Below are 18,843 nucleotides of genomic sequence, written 5' to 3' on the forward strand. Positions count from 1 at the left end.
CGCGGAAACGGTTCCATTTTCCTACATGTCGAACGGAACCGCCAAAAGTGATCGAATGAAACTACCGGGCCGTGCAGATACCGGCGCCTTCGCCCTCGATCGGCACCTGCTCGACAATCTCGATATTGAAGCCCTGGAGAGCCGGCACGTGGGTCGGCCGGTTCGACAGCAGGCGGATCTTGCGAATGTTGAGATCGGATAGTATCTGGCCGCCCAGACCCACCTGGCGCAGGATGCGCTGGTGGCGATCATCCTCGACAACACGCGATTCGTGGTGGAAAAGGATGCGATGCGGTTGGACGGTACGGTCGATGTCGAAGCCACGGCTGGTGTTGTGCAGGTAGACGAGCGCTCCACGCCCGGCCTCTGCAATTTGTTTCAACGATTGCTGAACGAGGCGATGGCAGTCGCAGGTGGTTGCCGAGAAGATGTCCCCGGCAAAGCAGTGCGAATGTACGCGCACCAGGACCGGTTCGGTGGAGACGGCGGTATCGCTGCCGATGTCTCCTTTCACCAGGGCGAGGTGGCTTTCGCCGCCGTTCACTTCACTCTCGTATGCGATGGCGCGGAAGTCGCCGTAGGGCGTCGACAAGACACTCTCGGCCACGCGGACAATGTAGCGCTCATTCTGCAGCCTGTAGCGGATGAGCTCGGCGACGGTGAGCATCTTCATGTTGTGCTCGGCGCAGAACTTTACGAGGTCGGGAACGCGGGCCATGGTGCCGTCATCGTTCATGATTTCGCAGATCACTCCGGCAGGAACGAGACCGGCCATACGGGCGAGATCGACCGAGGCTTCGGTCTGGCCGGCGCGAACCAGCACGCCTCCGCGACGGGCGCGCAGCGGAAAGGTGTGACCGGGACGGGCAAGATCGTGCGAGGTCGAATTCGGATCGATCGCAACCTTGATGGTGTGGGAGCGATCTGCCGCGGAGATGCCGGTGGTAACACCTTCGCGCGCTTCAATCGTCTCGGTGAATGCCGTACCGAAGCGGGATGAGTTCTGCTGCGTCATGGGACCCAGGCGCAGATAGTCGGCACGTTCCTCGGTCAGGGTCAGACAGATCAGGCCGCGGCCATATTTCGCCATGAAGTTGATAGCTTCGGGAGTGACAAACTCGGCAGCCAGTGTGAGGTCGCCTTCGTTCTCGCGATCTTCATCGTCTACGACGACGATCATGCGTCCAGCGCGAAACTCGTCCAGTGCTCCCGGAACATCGGTGAATATGGCATCAGCGTGCATGTCTCTATTTTCCTTCAGGCGCGTGTTGTTGGCGAGTATGGGATGAAAAACTCTTTTCGTCCCATCGCTGCAAGGCGTATGATCGCGCGCGGTCAGCATTCCTGCGACCCAGGAGGTTACCGTGCTTAAGTGTCTTGCGCTGTTCCCGCTACTGCTGTTTCTGTGGGCGCTTCCTTCGCCTCCGCCACAGGCTGCGCCGCCTCCGGCAACACCTGCCGCATTCAAAGTCCCGCCGGAAATCGCACAGAAAACCAACCCCGTCAAACCAACGCCTGAAGGGCTCGAGCATGCCCGGAAAATGTATGGCTACGATTGCGCGATGTGCCACGGGGCAAACGGCGACGGTAAGGGCGACCTGGCCGCCGACATGAAGCTAAACCTGCGGAACTATCGCGATCCTGCCGCGCTCAAGGGTATGACGGATGGCGAGCTCTTCTACATCATCCAGAAAGGGAAGGATCAGATGCCGCCGGAGGGTGATCGTGCGAAGGAGGAGGATATCTGGAATCTTGTTTCAGTGATACGTTCTTTTTCCCAGCAATGAAGCGCGTGGTGTAGGCGGAGAACAGGGGGAGGTTTTCCCGGTTCTCCGTCAGTTGCTCCTGGAGCTCCTCTTCTGTGACCAGAAATTTGCGGATGTAGCGAAGCGGTTCCTCGGCATCTGCCATTTCGCGCAGGTGGTAGCGCCAGGCATTTGGCTTGAGTGTCCGGCGGGTATAAGCCTTGCGCTGCACACGGATCGTTTCGCCACGGTTATTGAGGCGAATAAACTCACGAGCCGGAACCGTAAATTGCATCTGCTCGCCGTGCTTCCAGAATGCTTCGGCAAAAGCATGAGAAAAGAGCAGCGCGTAGTAGCGATGACCGGTTGAGAGAATGTTCAGGGCAGTTTCCATCCCAGTCCATTTCTGGTCAATCGTTGCGCGGTACCATTGGCGAAAGGCAAAACCGTTGGCATGCGCGCGCACAACGAGAAGATGAAGAAGTTCTTTCCTGGTCATCCGCTAACCGCTCCGCAGTATTTAGCTGGGCCGTCCAATGAACGAAATCGTGAATGCCACGGAAAAGCCTTTTAGAAGAGCAAAATTTCAGAGGCTGAATAGAACTGGCTGAGTAGTGTCTGAAAGATACCGCCGCCGGGCTGGTGTTTCCTTGATCTGCCTTCAGCGCGAGTCGCTGGATAGCAGTGCGCACCTTCCACCTCCTCAAAAATCAGGGCACTAATATTCGTCGAATACGACTGGTTAACCGGTTGATATGCATCGTTGATGCACATCAATGTCCAGCCCTTGCATCGACCTATATCTCTTTAGGTGTCAGACATCTCCAGCAAGTTATGTGAGCGGATCGCATCGCTTGACCATTTGTCTGAGTAAGAGGAGCCATAGCGCAAAGCGACCGGATGCCAATCATGCCAGAGCCACTCAAAAGTCATTCTGTGACAATTCTCTCTGCCCACACGCGCACGGATTTCGAAGTCGCCCTGTTGCCGGGGAAGATATTTCCTGCGAACAAACGTTTATTTCCGCTACTGCTTTCGATCCTTCTGCTCGTTGTGTTCGGCGGAGCGCGGCCTGGCTACGGCCAGCAGTTCAGGGATGCCGATATCGGCGCGTTCGCGACCGTTGGCGGAGAGAACTCGCAGTTTCCGCTTTATGCAGATAACGCGCTTGGCTTCAATTTTGGAGCGTTCTACCAGGCAAAGCTTTTCATCGGCGCGGAGGTGCGGGGAGGGACCTATCCGATATCCGCGCGCTATTCCCAGGCGCCGTTTACGGCCGGATACCGTATCGGGCCGCCCGTGAGAAGATCGGACACGGCGACGGGTATGTCTCCGCTGAACCGCAGATACCTCGCACCTTTCGTTTATTTCGGCGGAGGATTTTCGGATGCACAGGATTCAGGTACCCTCTACCTGAACAAGCCGATCTCAGCGGACTGGGAACCCTGCTGGCAGCTCAGCGGGGGAATCGATCGCCAGTACCAGCATTTCTCCTGGCGAATCGTGGAGCTCTCTTACACCAGGACGTATTTCCCTCTGCATGACATCAGGATGGCGACTGTGAGTACCGGAATCGTCTACCACTTCCGCTAAGCGGGCATTTGCCCAGAGCTGGTAGCGGTTCGGCCGCATATTCATGGAAGTGTAAAGCGGATTGTTTCGTAGGAGGGATCAGCAGGGAATCACCGGGCGCAACTTTCGAACACGAGACTTTCTTTCATCTGTTTCTCGTCTAAGATGCAAGGACAGATGGATTCACGACAAGCGACCGCTCTCCGGCTCAAACTCCTCCCGGCTGCCCTGCGAATTCTAGTCGGTTTGACCTTTCTTTTTGTTGCGTCCGCAGGGCTCCATGCCCAGGACGTGCATACCGATCCGCTGAATCTAACGCCTGAGGTGCATGAAGCCTTTCAGCGCTTCTACATCATGGATTACGATGGCGCGCTCAAGGGCTTCCACAAGGTTCAGTCCGAGCATCCTGACGATCCGATCGCGACTGACTACATTCTTTACGTCACGCTTTTTCGTGAACTCTTCCGGCTTGACCTGCTGGATACGACCTTCTATGCGAACGACGGGTTTCTGACCGGTAAACACACCGTCGTGGAAGATCCGGCTGCGCGCGACCAGATAAAGTCGCTCGCCGACAAGGCCATCGGCCAGGCGAACGTAATCCTTGGAAAAAACCCGAACGACGTAAACGCGCTTTTTGCCCGCGGATGGGCACGCAGCCTCGAAGCGTCATACATGGCGATGGTAGAGCGCAGTTTTGGCGGGGGACTAAAGCTGGCGCTGGGCGCGAAGAACGACAACCAGCACGTTCTCGATCTCGATCCGAAATACATCGATGCCAAGATGGTGGTGGGAGTTTATCAGTACGTGGTTGGCGCGCTGCCGCTGGCGTTCAAGCTGGTGATCGGGATCGCCGGCATCCACGGGTCGCGCAGCACAGGCATGGATATGCTGCGTGACTCCGCCGCTCACGGCGTGATCACCAGTGTGGAATCGCGTACCTGCATGATGCTGTTTCTGCGCCGCGAAGGGAAGTACGGTGAAGCGGGAGATATAGCCCACGGCCTTGCGCAACAATACCCTCGGGATTTCCTTTTTAATCTCGAAGTCGCAAACCTCACCAAGGACGGCGGCCACGGAGATGAGGCTATCGCCGCGTACGAAAAGCTGCTGGCCGATGCGAAACGGCCCGGCTATTTCCCCTCGTCGCATCTTGAACTTGCCTATTTCGGATTGGGAGACACGCTGCGCGGGCAGAAGCGCTATGCAGAGGCAGCGGAGACCTTTCGTAAGGGTGCATACGAATCCACCACCAGCCCCGAGCTGAAGCGCCGTTGCCTGCTGGCTGCGGGAATGGCCTACGACCTGATGCATGACCATGCCAAGGCCAGCCAGCAATACCAGGCCACCATCGACGCAGGCAGCGATACCGTGCAGGCCGACCAGGCACGCAAGTACATGAAGGATGCTTATTCGGGGAAATAGAGAGCCCCGAATGCTTATGAAGCACCGAGAATCACGACGCTAGTCGTTTCACTGCTCTTTCGGGCCGGGAACCATCTGTGGAAGGACTGCGTATTGTCCTTAAAGCCTCGCCGGAAAGCATTCTGCAGTATTCTTTCTGGCAAGGGTTTGGAGAGATACTATGGCAGTTTTCTGTAGCAGTTGCGGCAACTCGATGAACGACCAGGCGCGTTTCTGCTCGGCATGCGGAGCACCAATTGCCGGGGCGGGCGTCGGTCCCACGCCAATCTTCACTCCGGCAGCACGCCTTATCCGTCCACGTGCAGGGCGCCAGATCGCTGGCGTCTGTCAGGGCTTATCGAATGCGTATGGCTGGGATGTGACCTGGGTGCGCGTCATCACCGTGCTGGTGTCGATCTTTGGTGGCGGCGCGGGTGTGGTGGCTTACGTGGTGTTCTGGGTAGTGATGCCGGAAGAGCCGCTGGCGCTACCCTCCGGCACGTATGTTCCGCCTGCGAGCTAGTTTGCGGCGTGGGGAGAAGGCAGGTCGAGGCTTTAGTCCCGGCGTTTATGAGCTCGAAAATACGCGGCTTCAGCCGCTGAGGAAGACTCTTATGGAGCGCCTCAGCGGCTAAAGCCCACCCTACCTTCTATTCCAGATCATCATCGTCGGCAGTGCCCACTGGAACCCCGCCATTACGACGCATCAGCAGATATCCGCGGATGAAAGGATCGAGGTAGCCGTCGAGCACGCGGTCTACGTCTCCGAAGTCGACCTTTGTCCGGTGATCCTTGGCGATGCGATAGGGCTGCAGCACGTAAGACCGGATCTGTGAGCCGAAGTTGATGTCGAGCTTCGAGTCCTCAAGCTTCTTCGTCTCCTGCCGTTTCTTTTCGAGCTCGTATTCGTAGAGTCGTGAACGCAGCATTTTCATCGCTTTCTCGCGATTCTTGTGCTGCGAGCGCTCGTTCTGGCACTGCACAACAATGCCCGTCGGAATATGCGTGATGCGCACCGCCGAGTCGGTCGTGTTGACGTGCTGGCCTCCCTTGCCGCCGGAACGGTAAGTATCAGTCCGAAGCTCATCCGGTTTGATGTCGATCTGGATCGAGTCGTCGATTTCCGGCGAGACGAAGACGGAGGCAAACGAAGTATGCCGTCGCTTGGCCTGGTCGAAGGGTGAGATACGCACCAGCCGGTGCACCCCGGTTTCGCCCGAGAGCTGGCCGAAGGCGTAGTCGCCTGTGATGGTGAAGGTGGCCGACTTGATGCCGGCTTCTTCGCCGTCCTGGTAGTCGTTCATTTCCGCCTTGAAGCCCTGCTGTTCTGCCCAGCGCAGATACATGCGCATAAGCATCTCCGCCCAGTCCTGGCTTTCCGTTCCGCCCGCGCCCGGATGTACGGTAACGATGGCGTTGAGCTGGTCTGTTTCGCCGGATAGCAGGGTGCGCGTCTCCATCGACTCAGCGAATTTACTGAGGGCGTCCATCTCGCGCTTCAGATCTTCTTCGACAGGTTCGCCCTCACGAGCAAGATCGAAGTAGGCATCGACGTCTCCGACACGGCGGGCCAATTCAGCATCGTCGGCGAGAAGTGTGTCGATGCGCTTGCGATCGCGCATGAGCGGTTGCGAAAGCTCGGGATTCGACCACAGAGTCGGGTCGGAGAGCTTCTGTTCAATAACGGCTAGTTCGCTCCGGAGCTTTGGAGCGTCAAAGATACTCCCGCAGGTCGCGGACTTTGTCTCGCACGGGAGTGTAAGCGAATTCGAGATCGTTCAACACTGGGAGATGACCTGTCTTTATAGAGCTTTGAATATAGCAATTTTAACAGGCCCGCGGAGATGGACCCTGAATCGTGGGCTGTGTCTCGTTCCGTCGAGACGAACAGCATGCGAATCCCGTCAAAGCAGCCCAATACAGTCTTTAGTGTGGCTCGATTCTGACACTCCGAAGCAGAGGGATATTAGCTATGTGGCAGCTATCGGAAGCTATGAATTCAATGCTGTCGCGAATGTTTCATTCTCCACATAGCAGTCTGTGTGATATCTTCTCGTTCGGAAGATGCAAGATTTTTGAATTCTCGCTCAAGCGAGAATGCTGTTGATTTTCACTTTGTAACACTTATGCACTGTCTTGGAGATGCTGGTGACCTTTCGTTCTATCTCTCACCTCCTGCGCGCTAGCTGCGCCTGGAGTCCGATCGATCAACTTCAACATATCGGGAAACGGGTAGCCGCCAGAATTGCGGCTCTTGCGTTCATAACGTTGCTTTCGTCGTTGAGCTATGCGCAAACCGCCCACTTCAGCGGATCCGAATACACGATGCCCGTCACGGGTGTGACGAATCCGGAAGCGATCGCGATCGATACTGCCGGGAATCTTTACGTCGCTTATCCCTACAGTAACCAGGTATTCAAGCAGACCTGGACCGCCGCCGGTTTTACCTACACCGCGATTGGTACCGGCTTGAAGTCGCCGTCAGGGATTGCCGTAGATCTCCACGGAAATGTATACATCTCTGATTCCGGCAATCAGAGGCTTCTAAAGGAAACGGTTTCCGGTACCAGCTATACCCAGAGCGTAATCAGTTCAAGCATTGGCACGCCGGCGAGTCTCGCGGTCGATCTGCAGGGGAATTTGTACGTGGTCGACTCTGCTTACGACCGGGTGTACAAGGAAACTGTTACAGGAAGCGTTTACGTTCAAAGCTCGATAGGAAGCAACCTGGTCCTGCCGAATTCGGTTGCCGTTGATGCTGCCGGAAACGTATACATCTCCGACCCGGTAACGCCCTACAGCTTTTTTCCCTATCAATACAATCTCGATGGCGTGGTTTATAAGGAAACTCCAAACGGCGGCAGCTATACGCAGAGCGTCGTCATAAGCGGTTATAACGATCCGGTAAATGTCTCGGTCGATGGCAGCGGGAATATCTACATCTCGCTCTATGGTACGCAGGATGATGCCGAAGCGAGCCAGGTGTTGAAGGAGGTTCCCTCCGGCGGCGGCTATACGCAAAGCCTTGTCGGCCCAGATGAATACTACTTTGTCTCGCCGGTAGAAGCGAATGCCGACGCGGCTGGAAACCTCTACATCGGGCGCTTCGACAGCATCGTCAAGGTAACCTCGGCTGCAGGAGACCTGGGCGATGTCAATGTCGGAACACAAAGCAATAATGTTTCTCTGATCTTTACTTTTGACAGCGCTGCCAGCGGGTTGCAGGCACAGGTAGTCAGCGAGGACGCAACGAATCCGACCTTTGCAAATGTCGGTACAGAGGTCCCTGCCTGTGGAAATGGCGAGAGTTACGGGGCTAGCGCGAGTTGCCTGGTGAATGTCGCAGTTACTCCACTTCTGCCGGGAGCGCAGCGTGGGGCAGCAGAGCTGAGGTCCTCGACCGGATCACTCATTGCGACCGGCTATGTGCACGCTAACGGCGTAGCGCCGCGAGTAAACTTCTCACCCGGCACACAGAGCACACTGCAGTTCAGCGGACAGGTTAACCCCCTGGCGATCACATCCGATCTCTCCGGCAATCTCTATATCGCAAGCGCCTCCGCGGCGGACAATGTCTGCACGCAAGGCTCGGTCTTGAAGGAAACGCTCACGGGCGGAAGCTATCAGCCGACAACGGTGGCTACCGGTCTGTCGTGCCCGGTCGCCGTCGCAGTGGACGGAGCCGGCAACATCTTCATCGGCGAACAGAACGGTTTCGACGTTATAGAAGAATCTCCCGCTGGAAACGGCACTTACACGCAAAGCGTTCCGTTTAAAAACCTGGGCAATATAGAATCGGTGGCCGTTGACGATAGCGGAAACGTGTACATCGGCAGCGCTGTCGACGGCCTGTTGAAGGAAACCCTGACCGCAACAGGTTACGTTCAGAGCACCGTCGCGCCCAACTCCGACATTTCTTCTCCTACCGGCGTAGCCATCGACGCGGGCGGAAATCTCTACGTCGCGGACCGGTTGAATAACCGGGTGATGAAGGAAACGGCTTTCGGTGGCACTTACACCGAAAGCACGCTTGTCGGCGATCTCAATGGGCCTGAACAGGTTGCTGTCGATCTCAACGGCAACGTGTTTATTACGGATACCGACAACGCACGAGTCATCAAGGAGAGTCCGGCAGGAGATTCCTACACGCAGAGCACTGTCTGGAGCGGCCTGAAGAACCCGGTGGGCATAGCGCTGGATGGACATGGGAATGTACTGATCTCGAGCGAAGCGTTAAATAGCGTCTTCAAGCTGGACGTTGTGGATCCACCCAGCGTGACCTTTCCATTGACAGGTGTCGGTTCGACCAGCGAGCCGCAGAGCGTAACGCTGGTCAACTCCGGAAATGCGGATCTTAGTTTCCCGATACCCGCTTCGGGCAGCAATCCAAGCCTTACTTCCTTTTTCACCCTGGACGGTTCCGGGTCTGAAGCCTGTCCGAGTGTGGGTATCAATGCTTCGGCCTCGGCCACGTTAGCGGCTGGCAGCACCTGCAGTCTGACCATCAGCTTCGCACCGGCTGCTACGAGCGATCTTGCTGGAACGCTGGTTCTAACTGACAACAATCTAAACGCTACGGCTCCTGGATATGCCCAGCAGAGCATATCTCTGTCCGGTACTGCAGGTCCCGGGTCAGGGCTGGCCTTTGCGGCAATCCCGCCACAGGTATATGGGAACTCTCCCTTCACGATCAGCGCAACGTCTCATTCAAACGGCGCCATCACGTATGAGGTTGTGAGCGGCCCCGCAACTGTCTCAGGTGCAACCGTCACGCTGACGGGAGCGGGGACCGTGGTGCTTAGCGCCAGTCAGGCTGCCAGCGGAAGTTACGGAGCCACTACGGTGACGACAAATTTCGTCGTCGCCCCGGCTGTTCCGGCACTCAGCTTTGCGCCGATTGCGGCACAGACGGATGGAGCAGCACCGTTTACAGTCAGCGCGACATCGGTTTCAAGCGGTGCCATCACCTACTCGGTAGTGAGTGGTCCGGCGACGATCTCGGGAGCGACGGTGACACTGGCCGGAGCAGGCACAGTCGTGCTGAATGCTGTTCAGGCAGCCAGCGGGAACTATGCATCGGCTACTGCGACCACTAGCTTCACGGTAGCACCGGAGATGTTTACGTTAGGTTCAGGCTCCAACGCCACGAGCGCCACTACGAGTTCTGGCGGAAAAGCGACTTACTCGCTGACGCTGACTCCGCAGTCCGGAGAAACCTTTCCGAACGCTGTCAGTTTCAGCCTGACGGGACTCCCGCCAGGAGCAACGGCCAGTTTTTCGCCATCTTCAATATCGGCGGGCAGTGGGAAGACAACCATCACGCTCACCGTACAGTTGGGCGCGACCCAGACAGCCCGGGCGGATAAGTTCATCACGCGAGGAAGTCTTCCTGCTCTAGCGCTTGGTGTGCTTCTCCTGCCTTTTGCGGGCATGCGATCGGCTCGTAGGCGGCTCCGGCAGAAATCGGCACTCTTCATGCCAGTTCTGATAGTAGGCTTCGCTCTCGGAACGCTGGCAGCATTGAGTGGCTGTGGTGGGGGCGGCAGTACTGGTAGTAGTACCAGTACCACCACCAGCGGCTCAACGGCTCCTGCAAGCGAAACTTACTCTCTCACCGTGACAGCGACAGATGCGGTAGCGGGGGCGAACAGCTCTACCGCCCTGACACTCACAGTCCAGTAGGGAAATATCGCAAGTCCCTCGTCGGGATCGAGATGGCCAGGCGCTAGCCTGGCCATCTCGGTTTTCGCTTTGGTTGACCGTGAAAAATTACCGTGCAGGGGCGATTTATTCGGTCTCAGTTGGAAGCGGGAGCCTCAGGCCGATTCATGACTTCGATAGCGGCCTGATCAAGCGTGATGGTGGAAGGTTCAGGTGCGAAGGCCGAACGTTTGTCGTCCTGTTGCAGCGAGATGCTTTTGAAGAGGAGAGCATTGCCTTCCAGGCGCACATGGAAGGCCGTCAATTGCCATAGCGACGGTCCGACCTGCGCTTGCTCCAGGGAAAAAGAACTGCCCTCTTTCAGTTTGCCGAGGAGGCCTCCACCGAAAGTGACCTCGCGCATCAGGTGGCCGTTCATGTTGAGAATGCGATGTTGTTTCTTATCGACGACGACATCGCCGGCCATGCTGCTGAAGACGCGGGCTTCACGCGTCGGAGGATGAAAGTGCGGGGCGGGTTCGAAGTGCAGGAAGATGTCAGTGGCGTTCGATCCGGTCTGCGTCCAGAGAAAGGCGGCGGGCAGAAGCTTGAGCAGGTCATCGATCTGCTTGTTGTCGTGATCGCTTTCGGAGATCTGTTTCTTCTGCGCCCTGGGGTCGTGCAGGAAGCTCTGTATAAGATCGCGCTGCTGGGATGGAGTCAGTTTTTGCTCGTTCTTCTCGAGAACTCGCTGAACATCCCCTTGCTCGGTGCCAGCTACCCACTGGAGAACCTGCTCCTTCGGCTTGTGAACTTCTTCCAGGTAGATCCATCGGGAGTGGTCATTTTCGTCGGCGGCGTGTTCGGCGTCGACGACCTCTTGAATGACCTGTTGCGGGCTTTGAGCGTGAGCAACGGAAAGCCCGGCTATGAGCGCCCCGATCCAGAGAAGAGATCTTCTTTCTTTCACCATTCGCTGCCTCTGTTCAACGCAGAAGTATCGAGTTTTTGATGCGTCAGTTCCTGGAACGGTTCGGCGGAAATGAAGGTTCCTGGTTTCCCTTGGTCCGAGCTGCAATCATACGGGTTTTGTTACTGCTCTCAAGTGGGAACAGCATGTTCCGGGTCATGCGACGGAGCGGCGTCTGATGGACATTCCAACGATACCTATACTCACCACCAGGCATGCCAGCGGGAACACGTCCCCGTACTCGCTGTAGAAGGTCACGTCGCTGCGGAAACCGTACGGTGCTGCCAGTGATGTGAAGACATGACGCGGTGCGCTGCGTACGACTCTTCCGTAGGGATCGATCGAGGCGGTCACACCGGTGTTGGTGTCGCGCAGGATCCAGCGGCGATTCTCGATGGCGCGCATGCGGGCCATGTTCAGGTGCTGCCATGGGGCGCTGGTGTCGCCGTACCACCCGTCATCGGAGATGTTCACGAAGACCTGTGCGCCGTTCTTTGCGAACTCGCGCACTTCCGCACCGAAGACCGCTTCATAGCAGATGAAGACACCGTAACGCTTGCCATCGAGTGTGAAGACTTTGCGCTCCGTGCCACGGTCGAAGTCGCCCAGGGCCTGCGTCAGGTGATGCGCGAAGAAGAGCAGGTTCCGGTAGGGCACGTATTCGCCGAAGGGCACGAGATGGATCTTGTCGTAACGGCCCACGCGGTCGCCTTCGGCGCTGAAGACGGTTGCCGAGTTGTATTCCTTGAGCGAGGACTGGCCCTGCGCATCGACGCCTTGATCGGCAGAGATGTTTCCGGCGACCAGGACCGCGCCTGTCGAGGTAGTCAGGGCACGGGCGAGCGAACGGAAGCGCGGATCGTAGTCGCGAAAGGGCGATGGAGCCTCGGGCCATGCGATGAGCGAGATTTTCTGTGGGTTGGGGTCAGCTGCCTGCAGAGGAAGGCCGGTTTCGACGAGGCCCTCGTAAAACGGATTGCTCGTCGTCTCGCTCTCGCGCAGGAAGCGCGCTACATTGGTGTCCCACTCGGCGCCCGGCCACAGGTTCACGGTAGCGACCTTCAGGTTTTCCTGCAGCAGCACGGCGGTTGCTTCGACGGGTGCGGGCTTCGGCGGCATCCATGAGCCGATCTGCAGAATCCCGGCGGCAAGGCCACCTGCGATGGCCGCCTTCCAGCATCGTTTGGCGATGGCAGCGGCGAAGAGCGCGTTCACGAACAGGATGACGAAGGTGATGCCATATGTCCCGGTGACCGGCGCCAGGTGTGTGAGCCAGAAGTTGTCTACCTGCGAGTAGCCGAGCTGGTCCCATGGCACGCTGGTGATGCGCGAGGCCAGCAGGTCGATCCCGACCCACAGAAAGGGAGCTGCCAGCACCGGCAGTTTTACATCGCCGGACCTGCGGCGGAGAAAGGCAATCGCCAGGCTGAAGAGACCGCAGTAGAGGCCGAGGATCAGGCTGTAGAGCACCAGAATTCCAGCAGAACCGAGCGGCGGAACGCCTCCGTAGAAATGCATCGTCTGGTAGATCCAATAGCTATTGAGGATGTACCAGGCAATTCCCGAGACCCATCCAGCCAGCGCGGCGCGGCGCAAGGCTCTGGGATGCTCGACATTCCGCGGCGCGAGCAGGGCGGCGAGCAATGGAACGATGGCGATCCAGCCGAAGATCGCGCGCCAGGGGGCCATCGGTCCCGCGATCGGAAACGGCAGGTCGAATAGCAAGCTGCTAAGCAGTGCACAGGCAAGTAAAGGAAGCAGGGAAGCGCGTGACGAGGTGGAGGCAGGGCTGGAAACGGACGCCATCGATGCAGAGTGTACCATTCGCTGAAGACAGGGAAGTTGCCTCGCCGGGCGGCGGGCGTACAATAATGCAGGTGACAGGCTTTCTCCAATTCGGGATGCATCTTCTTACCGTGCTTTTTTTTGTTGGAATGGCGGGAGCCTCAGTTGTCGTAGTGTTGAGTTTTGTGGAAGACCTGGCCGAGTTGTTCCAGAAAGAATAGGTATCGACTCATACCGGTTTCCCCCTGCAGTTGGAACCTGAACCGAAACGGTGATTGACGCGAGCGTCCCGTAGACATACACTCAGCCCTAGCGCCGTGACGGACAGGCCGAAGAGTCTGCGCGTTGCAAGTCATTAAAACGATTTATTTTCATGCCATCTGCGCAAACTGTTTCCGCTCCGCAATCGAACCGAATCAGGCTGGTCGTAGCCTCGTCGGTGATGCTCACCTTCATTTCCTTCTGGCGGGCAGCGGCTGTCGTTCTTAACGATCTGGGCTCCTCTGCTTTCTATGCAGGCGGCATCGCCGAAGAGGCGATCGGTAAAGCTGCTCCCTGGTTCATCCTCGGGGTCATGCTCTTTTCCTTCGCGGTGCGCGCGGTCTACGTCGAAAGCTGCTCGATGTTTACCCGCGGCGGCGTCTACCGCGTGGTCAAGGAAGCACTCGGAGCCAACTTCGCCAAGCTAAGCGTTTCGGCGCTGATGTTCGACTACATCCTCACCGGACCCATCTCAGGAGTTTCAGCAGGCCAGTATATTACTGGCCTTTTGAATGAGCTCATACAGGTCGGGGCGGCCCATGGATGGCTTCCGAACGCGCTGATTACCTCGGCGCACACGCCATGGCAATTTCCGGTTGACGGCACCTCGGCGGTCTTCTGCATCGTGGTCACCATTTATTACTGGTGGCAGAACATCAAGGGTATCGAGGAGTCCAGCGACAAGGCTCTCGAGATCATGAAGATCACCACCATCATGGTGGTGCTGCTGCTCGGCTGGGGTATCTGGTCGGCGATCCACATCGGCGCCAAGCTGCCGCCGCTGCCTGTTCCGTCGAACCTGCACTTCTCGACCGATGCGCTCGGCTTCCTTGCCGGCAGCCCACTGGCAAAAACACTTGGATTGTTCGGAATCATGATGGCCTTCGGTCACTCTGTCCTCGCCATGAGCGGCGAAGAGACGCTGGCCCAGGTGAATCGTGAAATCGAGCACCCCAAGCTGAAAAACCTGAAGCGCGCGGCGATCGTCATCGCCATCTACAGCCTGGTATTTACCGGAATCGTTTCTCTGCTGGCGGTGATGCTGATACCGGATGCGGTACGCATACCGGTATACCGCGACAACCTGATCGCAGGGCTCGCGATGAACATGGTCGGTCCGATGACGCTCCGCATCGTCTTCCGTGTATTCGTCGTCATCGTCGGTTTCCTGATCCTCTCCGGTGCAATCAATACCTCGATCATCGGATCAACCGGCGTACTGATGCGCGTGGCCGAAGATGGCGTCCTGACCGACTGGTTCCGCAAACCGCAGCGGAAGTACGGCACCAGCTATCGCATCGTCAACCTGGTGACCGCACTGCAGCTCTTCACCATCATTGTCAGTCGCGGCAATGTCATCACGCTGGGCGAGGCATACGCATTCGGCGTGATCTGGAGCTTCACCTTCAACAGCCTGGCCATGCTGGTGCTGCGCTGGAAATATAAGGGTGAGCGCGGCTGGAAGGTCCCGATCAACCTGAAGCTGGGAAAGATCGAGCTGCCGATCGGACTGTTTTCCGTTTTTCTGGTGCTGGGAACCACCGCCATTGTCAATCTCTTCACCAAGAGCGTTGCCACCAAGAGCGGCCTGGCCTTTGCCGCTGCCTTCTTCGTCATCTTTACCATCTCGGAGCGCAAGAACCGCCAGCGCCAGCTGGTCACTGCACGCCAGATGAAAGAGCACTTCCAGCTCGAGCATCCCGAAACGATCGGCAGGGAGGCTCTGGAGATCAATCCTGGTGCGGTTCTTGTCACCATGCGCGACTCCACGAACCCGTTTGCGCTCAAATGGGCTCTCTCGCGCACGAATACGGACGATCAGGACATCGTTGTGTTGACGGCACGCATACTGGGCGCCGGTGGCCCGGAGTATCTTGACGAGCAGCCCTTCAGTGAATACGAGCAGATGCTCTTTACCAAGGCTGTGTCGGTTGCCGAGAGTTTCGGCAAGCATATTTCGCTTCTCGTGGTGCCTGCCGGAGATATCTTCGCTGCACTGGTGCAGACGGCGAATTCCCTCGAAGTTGCAGCGCTCGTTTCCGGACTCTCGTCCAAGATGTCCGCGCAGGAGCAGGCCTACCATATCGGCCAGGCCTGGGAGAATCTGCCGGAACCGAAGCGTCAGTTCACCTTTTATGTCGTTATGCCGGATGGTGAGGCGCAGTCATTCCACATCGGCCCGCATGCACCTACCCTTCAGGGCGAAGACGTTCAGCTTGTACATCGACTGTGGCTCAACTTCCGTCGAGACCCCGAAACCCACGGCCTGCACCACAGCGACATCGTGACCTATGCACTGACTCGCCTGGCCAGCGAATACGCTCGTGACAAAGTGGAAACGCTGAAAGACCTGCGACGCTACACCCAGGATGGCAGCAGGGCTCTCATCACGGGTACTAGTTCTTCTTACAAGCAGGGGCTCGACTATTCCATACAGGCTCCAAAATCTTCCAGTTCTGTTCATAATTCAGAAAACGAGGAATAAGTTAGAGCCGGGCAACGGAAATCATTTCTCTGCTGCCTACCTTTTCTCTGCCGGTTCGCATCCAACATGTGATCAATACGCCGCTCTCAAAGCTGCTTTTGTCTAATCCTCGAATTGTTGCTGATACGTTGACAAAAACGGTAACTATTTGCAATTGGATAGTTTAAATTAAGTAATCAATGTGGTAATTGTTTCTTTTATCGAGTTATGGGATTGGAGGAAGTGTGCAGGTAAGTCAGATTTTGGCGGAGTTAGATAGTGAAATAGCAAGGTTACAGCAGGCGAGAAGCCTTCTCGCTGCGTCCGTGGAGCCCCGCCGTCGAGGCCGTCCTCCGCTCTCGGGCAGGCCCAAGGCTGTGGCCGCACCGAAGAAGCGCCGCCTCTCCGCCGAGGAGCGGCAGAAGATCGCCGATGCCATGAAGCGTCGCTGGGCTGAAAGAAAAAAGACCGCAGCTAAAAAGTGACCTGACGGAAAAGTCAAGCCGGCCAGCGTTTCAACTGCGTGAACGCCGGCCGACGGGCCATAGGGAGAGTGTTTCGGCTTGCTACCGAAGCGTCTCTCCGGGTTTTGCCGCCTTAACCTCGATGCCCGAGCCCGAGAGATGCTTTTCGAGCTCGGCGGGCGTTCCGGTGAGGACCGGGAAGGTGCCGTAGTGGATCGGGAGAACGGTCTTCAACCCAAGGTACCTGGCTGAGGTCGCCGCAGCTTTCGGATCCATCGTGTAGTGGTCACCGATAGGTAGCATCCCTAACTCTGGCTTATAAAGTTCGCCGATGAGTTTCATATCTGAGAAGAGTGAAGTATCGCCGGCATGATAGATAACCGGGCCATCTTCGATGGAGATGATGAAGCCGATCGGAACGCCCGCATAGATAATCTGTCCGTTATCCTCGATGCTCGAAGTGTGTTTCGCTTCGACCATGGTTATGGTGACGTCTTTATGGCGATAACTCCCGCCTAAGTTCATTCCGACAACCTTCGCCGCGCCCTTCCCCTGTATCCAGCCAGCCAGTTCAACCACCGCCACAACCTCGGGGCCATGCTTCTGTGCAACAGGAATTGCGTCGGAGATGTGATCGCCGTGTCCGTGGGTAAGCAGCAGCAGATCGAGTTTCTCCGGCAGTTTATAGCCTTTGGGATATTTCGGATTGGGTTCGATAAACGGATCGATCAGGATCTCGGTGCCCTTGGCGGTAGTGATGTGAGCGACGGCGTGGCCCAGCCAGGTGACGGCGGTACCTTTCAGATCGGTCATGCAATTCAACTCCTGGAACAGGAAAGTGTTTTCTGCTTATGGGATGCGCGTGCGGCGGTTTTTCTTCAAAAACCGGCAATTGCACTGGCCCTCGCCTACAAAGCGATTGACATCTTCGAGGCGGGAAGTTAACGTTCTGCCATGGGCGAAGAAAAGGCGAAATCGAATCTTTTTCCGATTCTGCAGGATCCATCCAGGCTGACCGGCATTGCCCGCATTGCCGCCGAGGGCGAACACGCCGATGACGGCCATTTCATCGAATTCCGGACTCTAAAAGTACGCTCCCTGCTAAACCACTCGGTCTCCAAGAGACAGTTGCGGTTCGCAAAGAGCATTAACCCTTATCGTGGATGCGAATTCGGCTGCCGCTACTGCTATGCCCGCTACACCCATGAGTTTATGGAGCTGCGCGATCCGGCGATGTTCGAGCGGCGCATTTTTATTAAGCAGAATGCTGCCTGGCTGCTGCGGCAGGAGCTGAAACGCCTGAAGCCGGATGAGGAGATCGCAATCGGTACGGCGACCGATCCTTACCAGCCGATCGAGCGCCGGGCGATGGTCACGCGCAGTCTTCTTGAGGTGTTTGCGGAGAGGCGTGGGCTGCAGATCGGCATCGTTACGAAGTCCACGCTGATCGAGCGAGACATCGATCTCCTCCAGGCCATCGCGGCAAATAACAACCTGGTTCTGCATCTGACGATCACGACGGCGGATGCAACGCTCGCTCGCATTCTAGAGCCGCGAGCGCCACGGCCCGACCTGCGCTTCCAGACGGTGAAACGGTTGCGTGAAGCAGGACTGCGCACCGGGATCCTCTGTTCGCCGCTGATGCCCGGCATCACTGATTCGCCGGCCGCACTCGACGAGATGGCGCGCCTGGCAAAAGATGCCGGAGCGAGCTTCTTTGCCTCCTCGCCGCTCTTTCTCAAGCCGTGTTCGAAAGAGACTTTCCTCGGGTTTGTCCGCGAGCACTTTCCGGCGCTTGAGCGCAGTTATGTGGAGCGCTACTCCACCGACGCATTCACCTCGGAGGCTTACAACCGGCGGGTACGAGACCTGGTATCAGCGGTAACGAAGAAGCATGGTCTCGGACGCCGCTCTACTGACGCGCTTCTGACACGCGACGCAGGGCCGGCACCGGCATTAAGGGAAGCAGCGCAACTTTCACTGTTTTCACCAGCCATTCCGGCAGCGATGAGGAAACCAAGTGCCGTTGCCAGGACGATTAAGAGGCTTAAAACTTCGTTCGCGTGAACGTGATGGCGATCTCAGGAGAAAAGGACCAAGTCGCGGGGAGGTTTTTCTTTAAGGCTTTCCAGCCGCGAGGCCAGGTCTGAAGCGTGGATCTCAAGCTTGTGACCGTTTGGATCGAGAAAGTAAAACGACTTGCCGGGGCTGTGGTTCTGCTGCCAGGTGGGAACAGAGGCATCGTTGAGCCGCCTGACCGTTTCTTCGAATTGATCGAGAGGGACGGTGAAGGCTGTGTGCGTGTACTCCGGTAGCGGTGCTGGCCGGGTTTCACTATCGAGGGTGAGGCAGACCCACAGTGAGCCTGCCATCAGATATGCACCCTTGTACCAGCGCGCGACCGGACGCAGATACAAAAGCTCCGTGTAGAAGCGGAATGAGAGGTCGAGGTCTTTTACCGCCAGCGTGATGTGGTTTAACCCGGTAACCATGCAATCCCCCGGAAGTCAGTATAGGCTTCGGCCCGAAGTACCTCGT

Annotated in this window: 14 protein-coding genes; 7 read left to right on the plus strand and 7 right to left on the minus strand. The window is 57.2% G+C overall.

The window, feature by feature from the left end:
* Nucleotides 1-61 precede the first annotated feature (61 nt).
* Complete coding sequence (ribB, locus tag LJD29_RS18225; RefSeq protein WP_446742996.1) at nt 62-1,243, minus strand: 3,4-dihydroxy-2-butanone-4-phosphate synthase; 1,182 nt, start codon at nt 1,241-1,243, stop codon at nt 62-64.
* A gap of 319 nt (nt 1,244-1,562) precedes the next feature.
* Here ribB and LJD29_RS18230 point away from each other — a divergent pair, with 319 nt between their 5' ends.
* Nucleotides 1,563-1,787, plus strand: a complete 225-nt coding sequence (locus tag LJD29_RS18230) for a c-type cytochrome (protein ID WP_446745907.1) — start codon at nt 1,563-1,565, stop codon at nt 1,785-1,787.
* On the opposite strand, the gene LJD29_RS18235 is transcribed toward LJD29_RS18230, so the two are convergent.
* Nucleotides 1,684-2,244 carry a hypothetical protein gene (locus LJD29_RS18235; RefSeq protein WP_446742997.1) on the minus strand — a complete coding sequence of 187 codons (561 nt, stop codon included), beginning with the start codon at nt 2,242-2,244 and terminating at the stop codon, nt 1,684-1,686. The two genes, LJD29_RS18230 and LJD29_RS18235, sit on opposite strands and share 104 nt — an antisense overlap.
* 437 nt (nt 2,245-2,681) lie before the next feature.
* On the opposite strand from LJD29_RS18235, the gene LJD29_RS18240 reads away from it, so the two are divergent.
* From LJD29_RS18240 to LJD29_RS18250, 3 genes are all read left to right on the plus strand, one after another.
* Entirely contained in the window at nt 2,682-3,338 is a 657-nt protein-coding gene (locus LJD29_RS18240) for a hypothetical protein (protein WP_446742998.1), read from the plus strand.
* A gap of 225 nt (nt 3,339-3,563) precedes the next feature.
* A complete protein-coding gene (locus tag LJD29_RS18245) occupies nt 3,564-4,742 on the plus strand; it encodes a tetratricopeptide repeat protein (RefSeq protein ID WP_446742999.1) in 1,179 nt (392 codons plus the stop codon).
* A gap of 160 nt (nt 4,743-4,902) precedes the next feature.
* Nucleotides 4,903-5,244, plus strand: coding sequence for a PspC domain-containing protein (locus tag LJD29_RS18250; RefSeq protein ID WP_446743000.1), 342 nt, complete (start codon nt 4,903-4,905; stop codon nt 5,242-5,244).
* Between the two features lie 127 nt (nt 5,245-5,371).
* Here LJD29_RS18250 and prfB read toward each other — a convergent pair.
* Nucleotides 5,372-6,506 (minus strand): peptide chain release factor 2 gene (gene prfB, locus LJD29_RS18255; RefSeq protein ID WP_446743001.1). Its coding sequence is split into 2 segments (ribosomal slippage): nt 5,372-6,436 and nt 6,438-6,506, totalling 1,134 coding nucleotides; the frame shifts between segments, so codons are not numbered across the junction.
* 363 nt (nt 6,507-6,869) lie between these two features.
* On the opposite strand from prfB, the gene LJD29_RS18260 reads away from it, so the two are divergent.
* A complete protein-coding gene (locus LJD29_RS18260; protein ID WP_446743002.1) occupies nt 6,870-10,403 on the plus strand; it encodes a lipo-invert putative C-terminal anchoring domain-containing protein in 3,534 nt (1,177 codons plus the stop codon).
* Nucleotides 10,404-10,518: 115 nt separating this feature from the next.
* Here the strand turns inward: LJD29_RS18260 and LJD29_RS18265 are convergent, their stop codons facing one another.
* Together LJD29_RS18265 and lnt are read right to left on the minus strand one after the other, a co-directional pair.
* Nucleotides 10,519-11,334 (minus strand): hypothetical protein, encoded by an 816-nt coding sequence (locus LJD29_RS18265; protein WP_446743003.1) that lies wholly within the window; start codon nt 11,332-11,334, stop codon nt 10,519-10,521.
* A gap of 153 nt (nt 11,335-11,487) precedes the next feature.
* Entirely contained in the window at nt 11,488-13,020 is a 1,533-nt protein-coding gene (gene lnt, locus LJD29_RS18270; protein ID WP_446743004.1) for an apolipoprotein N-acyltransferase, read from the minus strand.
* A gap of 469 nt (nt 13,021-13,489) precedes the next feature.
* Between lnt and LJD29_RS18275 the strand changes: the two genes are divergently transcribed.
* Nucleotides 13,490-15,862 (plus strand): APC family permease, encoded by a 2,373-nt coding sequence (locus LJD29_RS18275; protein WP_446743005.1) that lies wholly within the window; start codon nt 13,490-13,492, stop codon nt 15,860-15,862.
* Between the two features lie 545 nt (nt 15,863-16,407).
* Here LJD29_RS18275 and LJD29_RS18280 read toward each other — a convergent pair.
* Entirely contained in the window at nt 16,408-17,118 is a 711-nt protein-coding gene (locus LJD29_RS18280; protein ID WP_446743006.1) for a metal-dependent hydrolase, read from the minus strand.
* A gap of 141 nt (nt 17,119-17,259) precedes the next feature.
* Between LJD29_RS18280 and LJD29_RS18285 the strand changes: the two genes are divergently transcribed.
* Nucleotides 17,260-18,372 carry an SPL family radical SAM protein gene (locus LJD29_RS18285; RefSeq protein WP_446743007.1) on the plus strand — a complete coding sequence of 371 codons (1,113 nt, stop codon included), beginning with the start codon at nt 17,260-17,262 and terminating at the stop codon, nt 18,370-18,372.
* Between the two features lie 14 nt (nt 18,373-18,386).
* Here the strand turns inward: LJD29_RS18285 and LJD29_RS18290 are convergent, their stop codons facing one another.
* Nucleotides 18,387-18,797 (minus strand): VOC family protein, encoded by a 411-nt coding sequence (locus tag LJD29_RS18290; protein WP_446743008.1) that lies wholly within the window; start codon nt 18,795-18,797, stop codon nt 18,387-18,389.
* Nucleotides 18,798-18,843: the final 46 nt, after the last annotated feature.

Source organism: Silvibacterium acidisoli (genome assembly GCA_022870745.1).
GTDB lineage: Bacteria > Acidobacteriota > Terriglobia > Terriglobales > Acidobacteriaceae > Silvibacterium.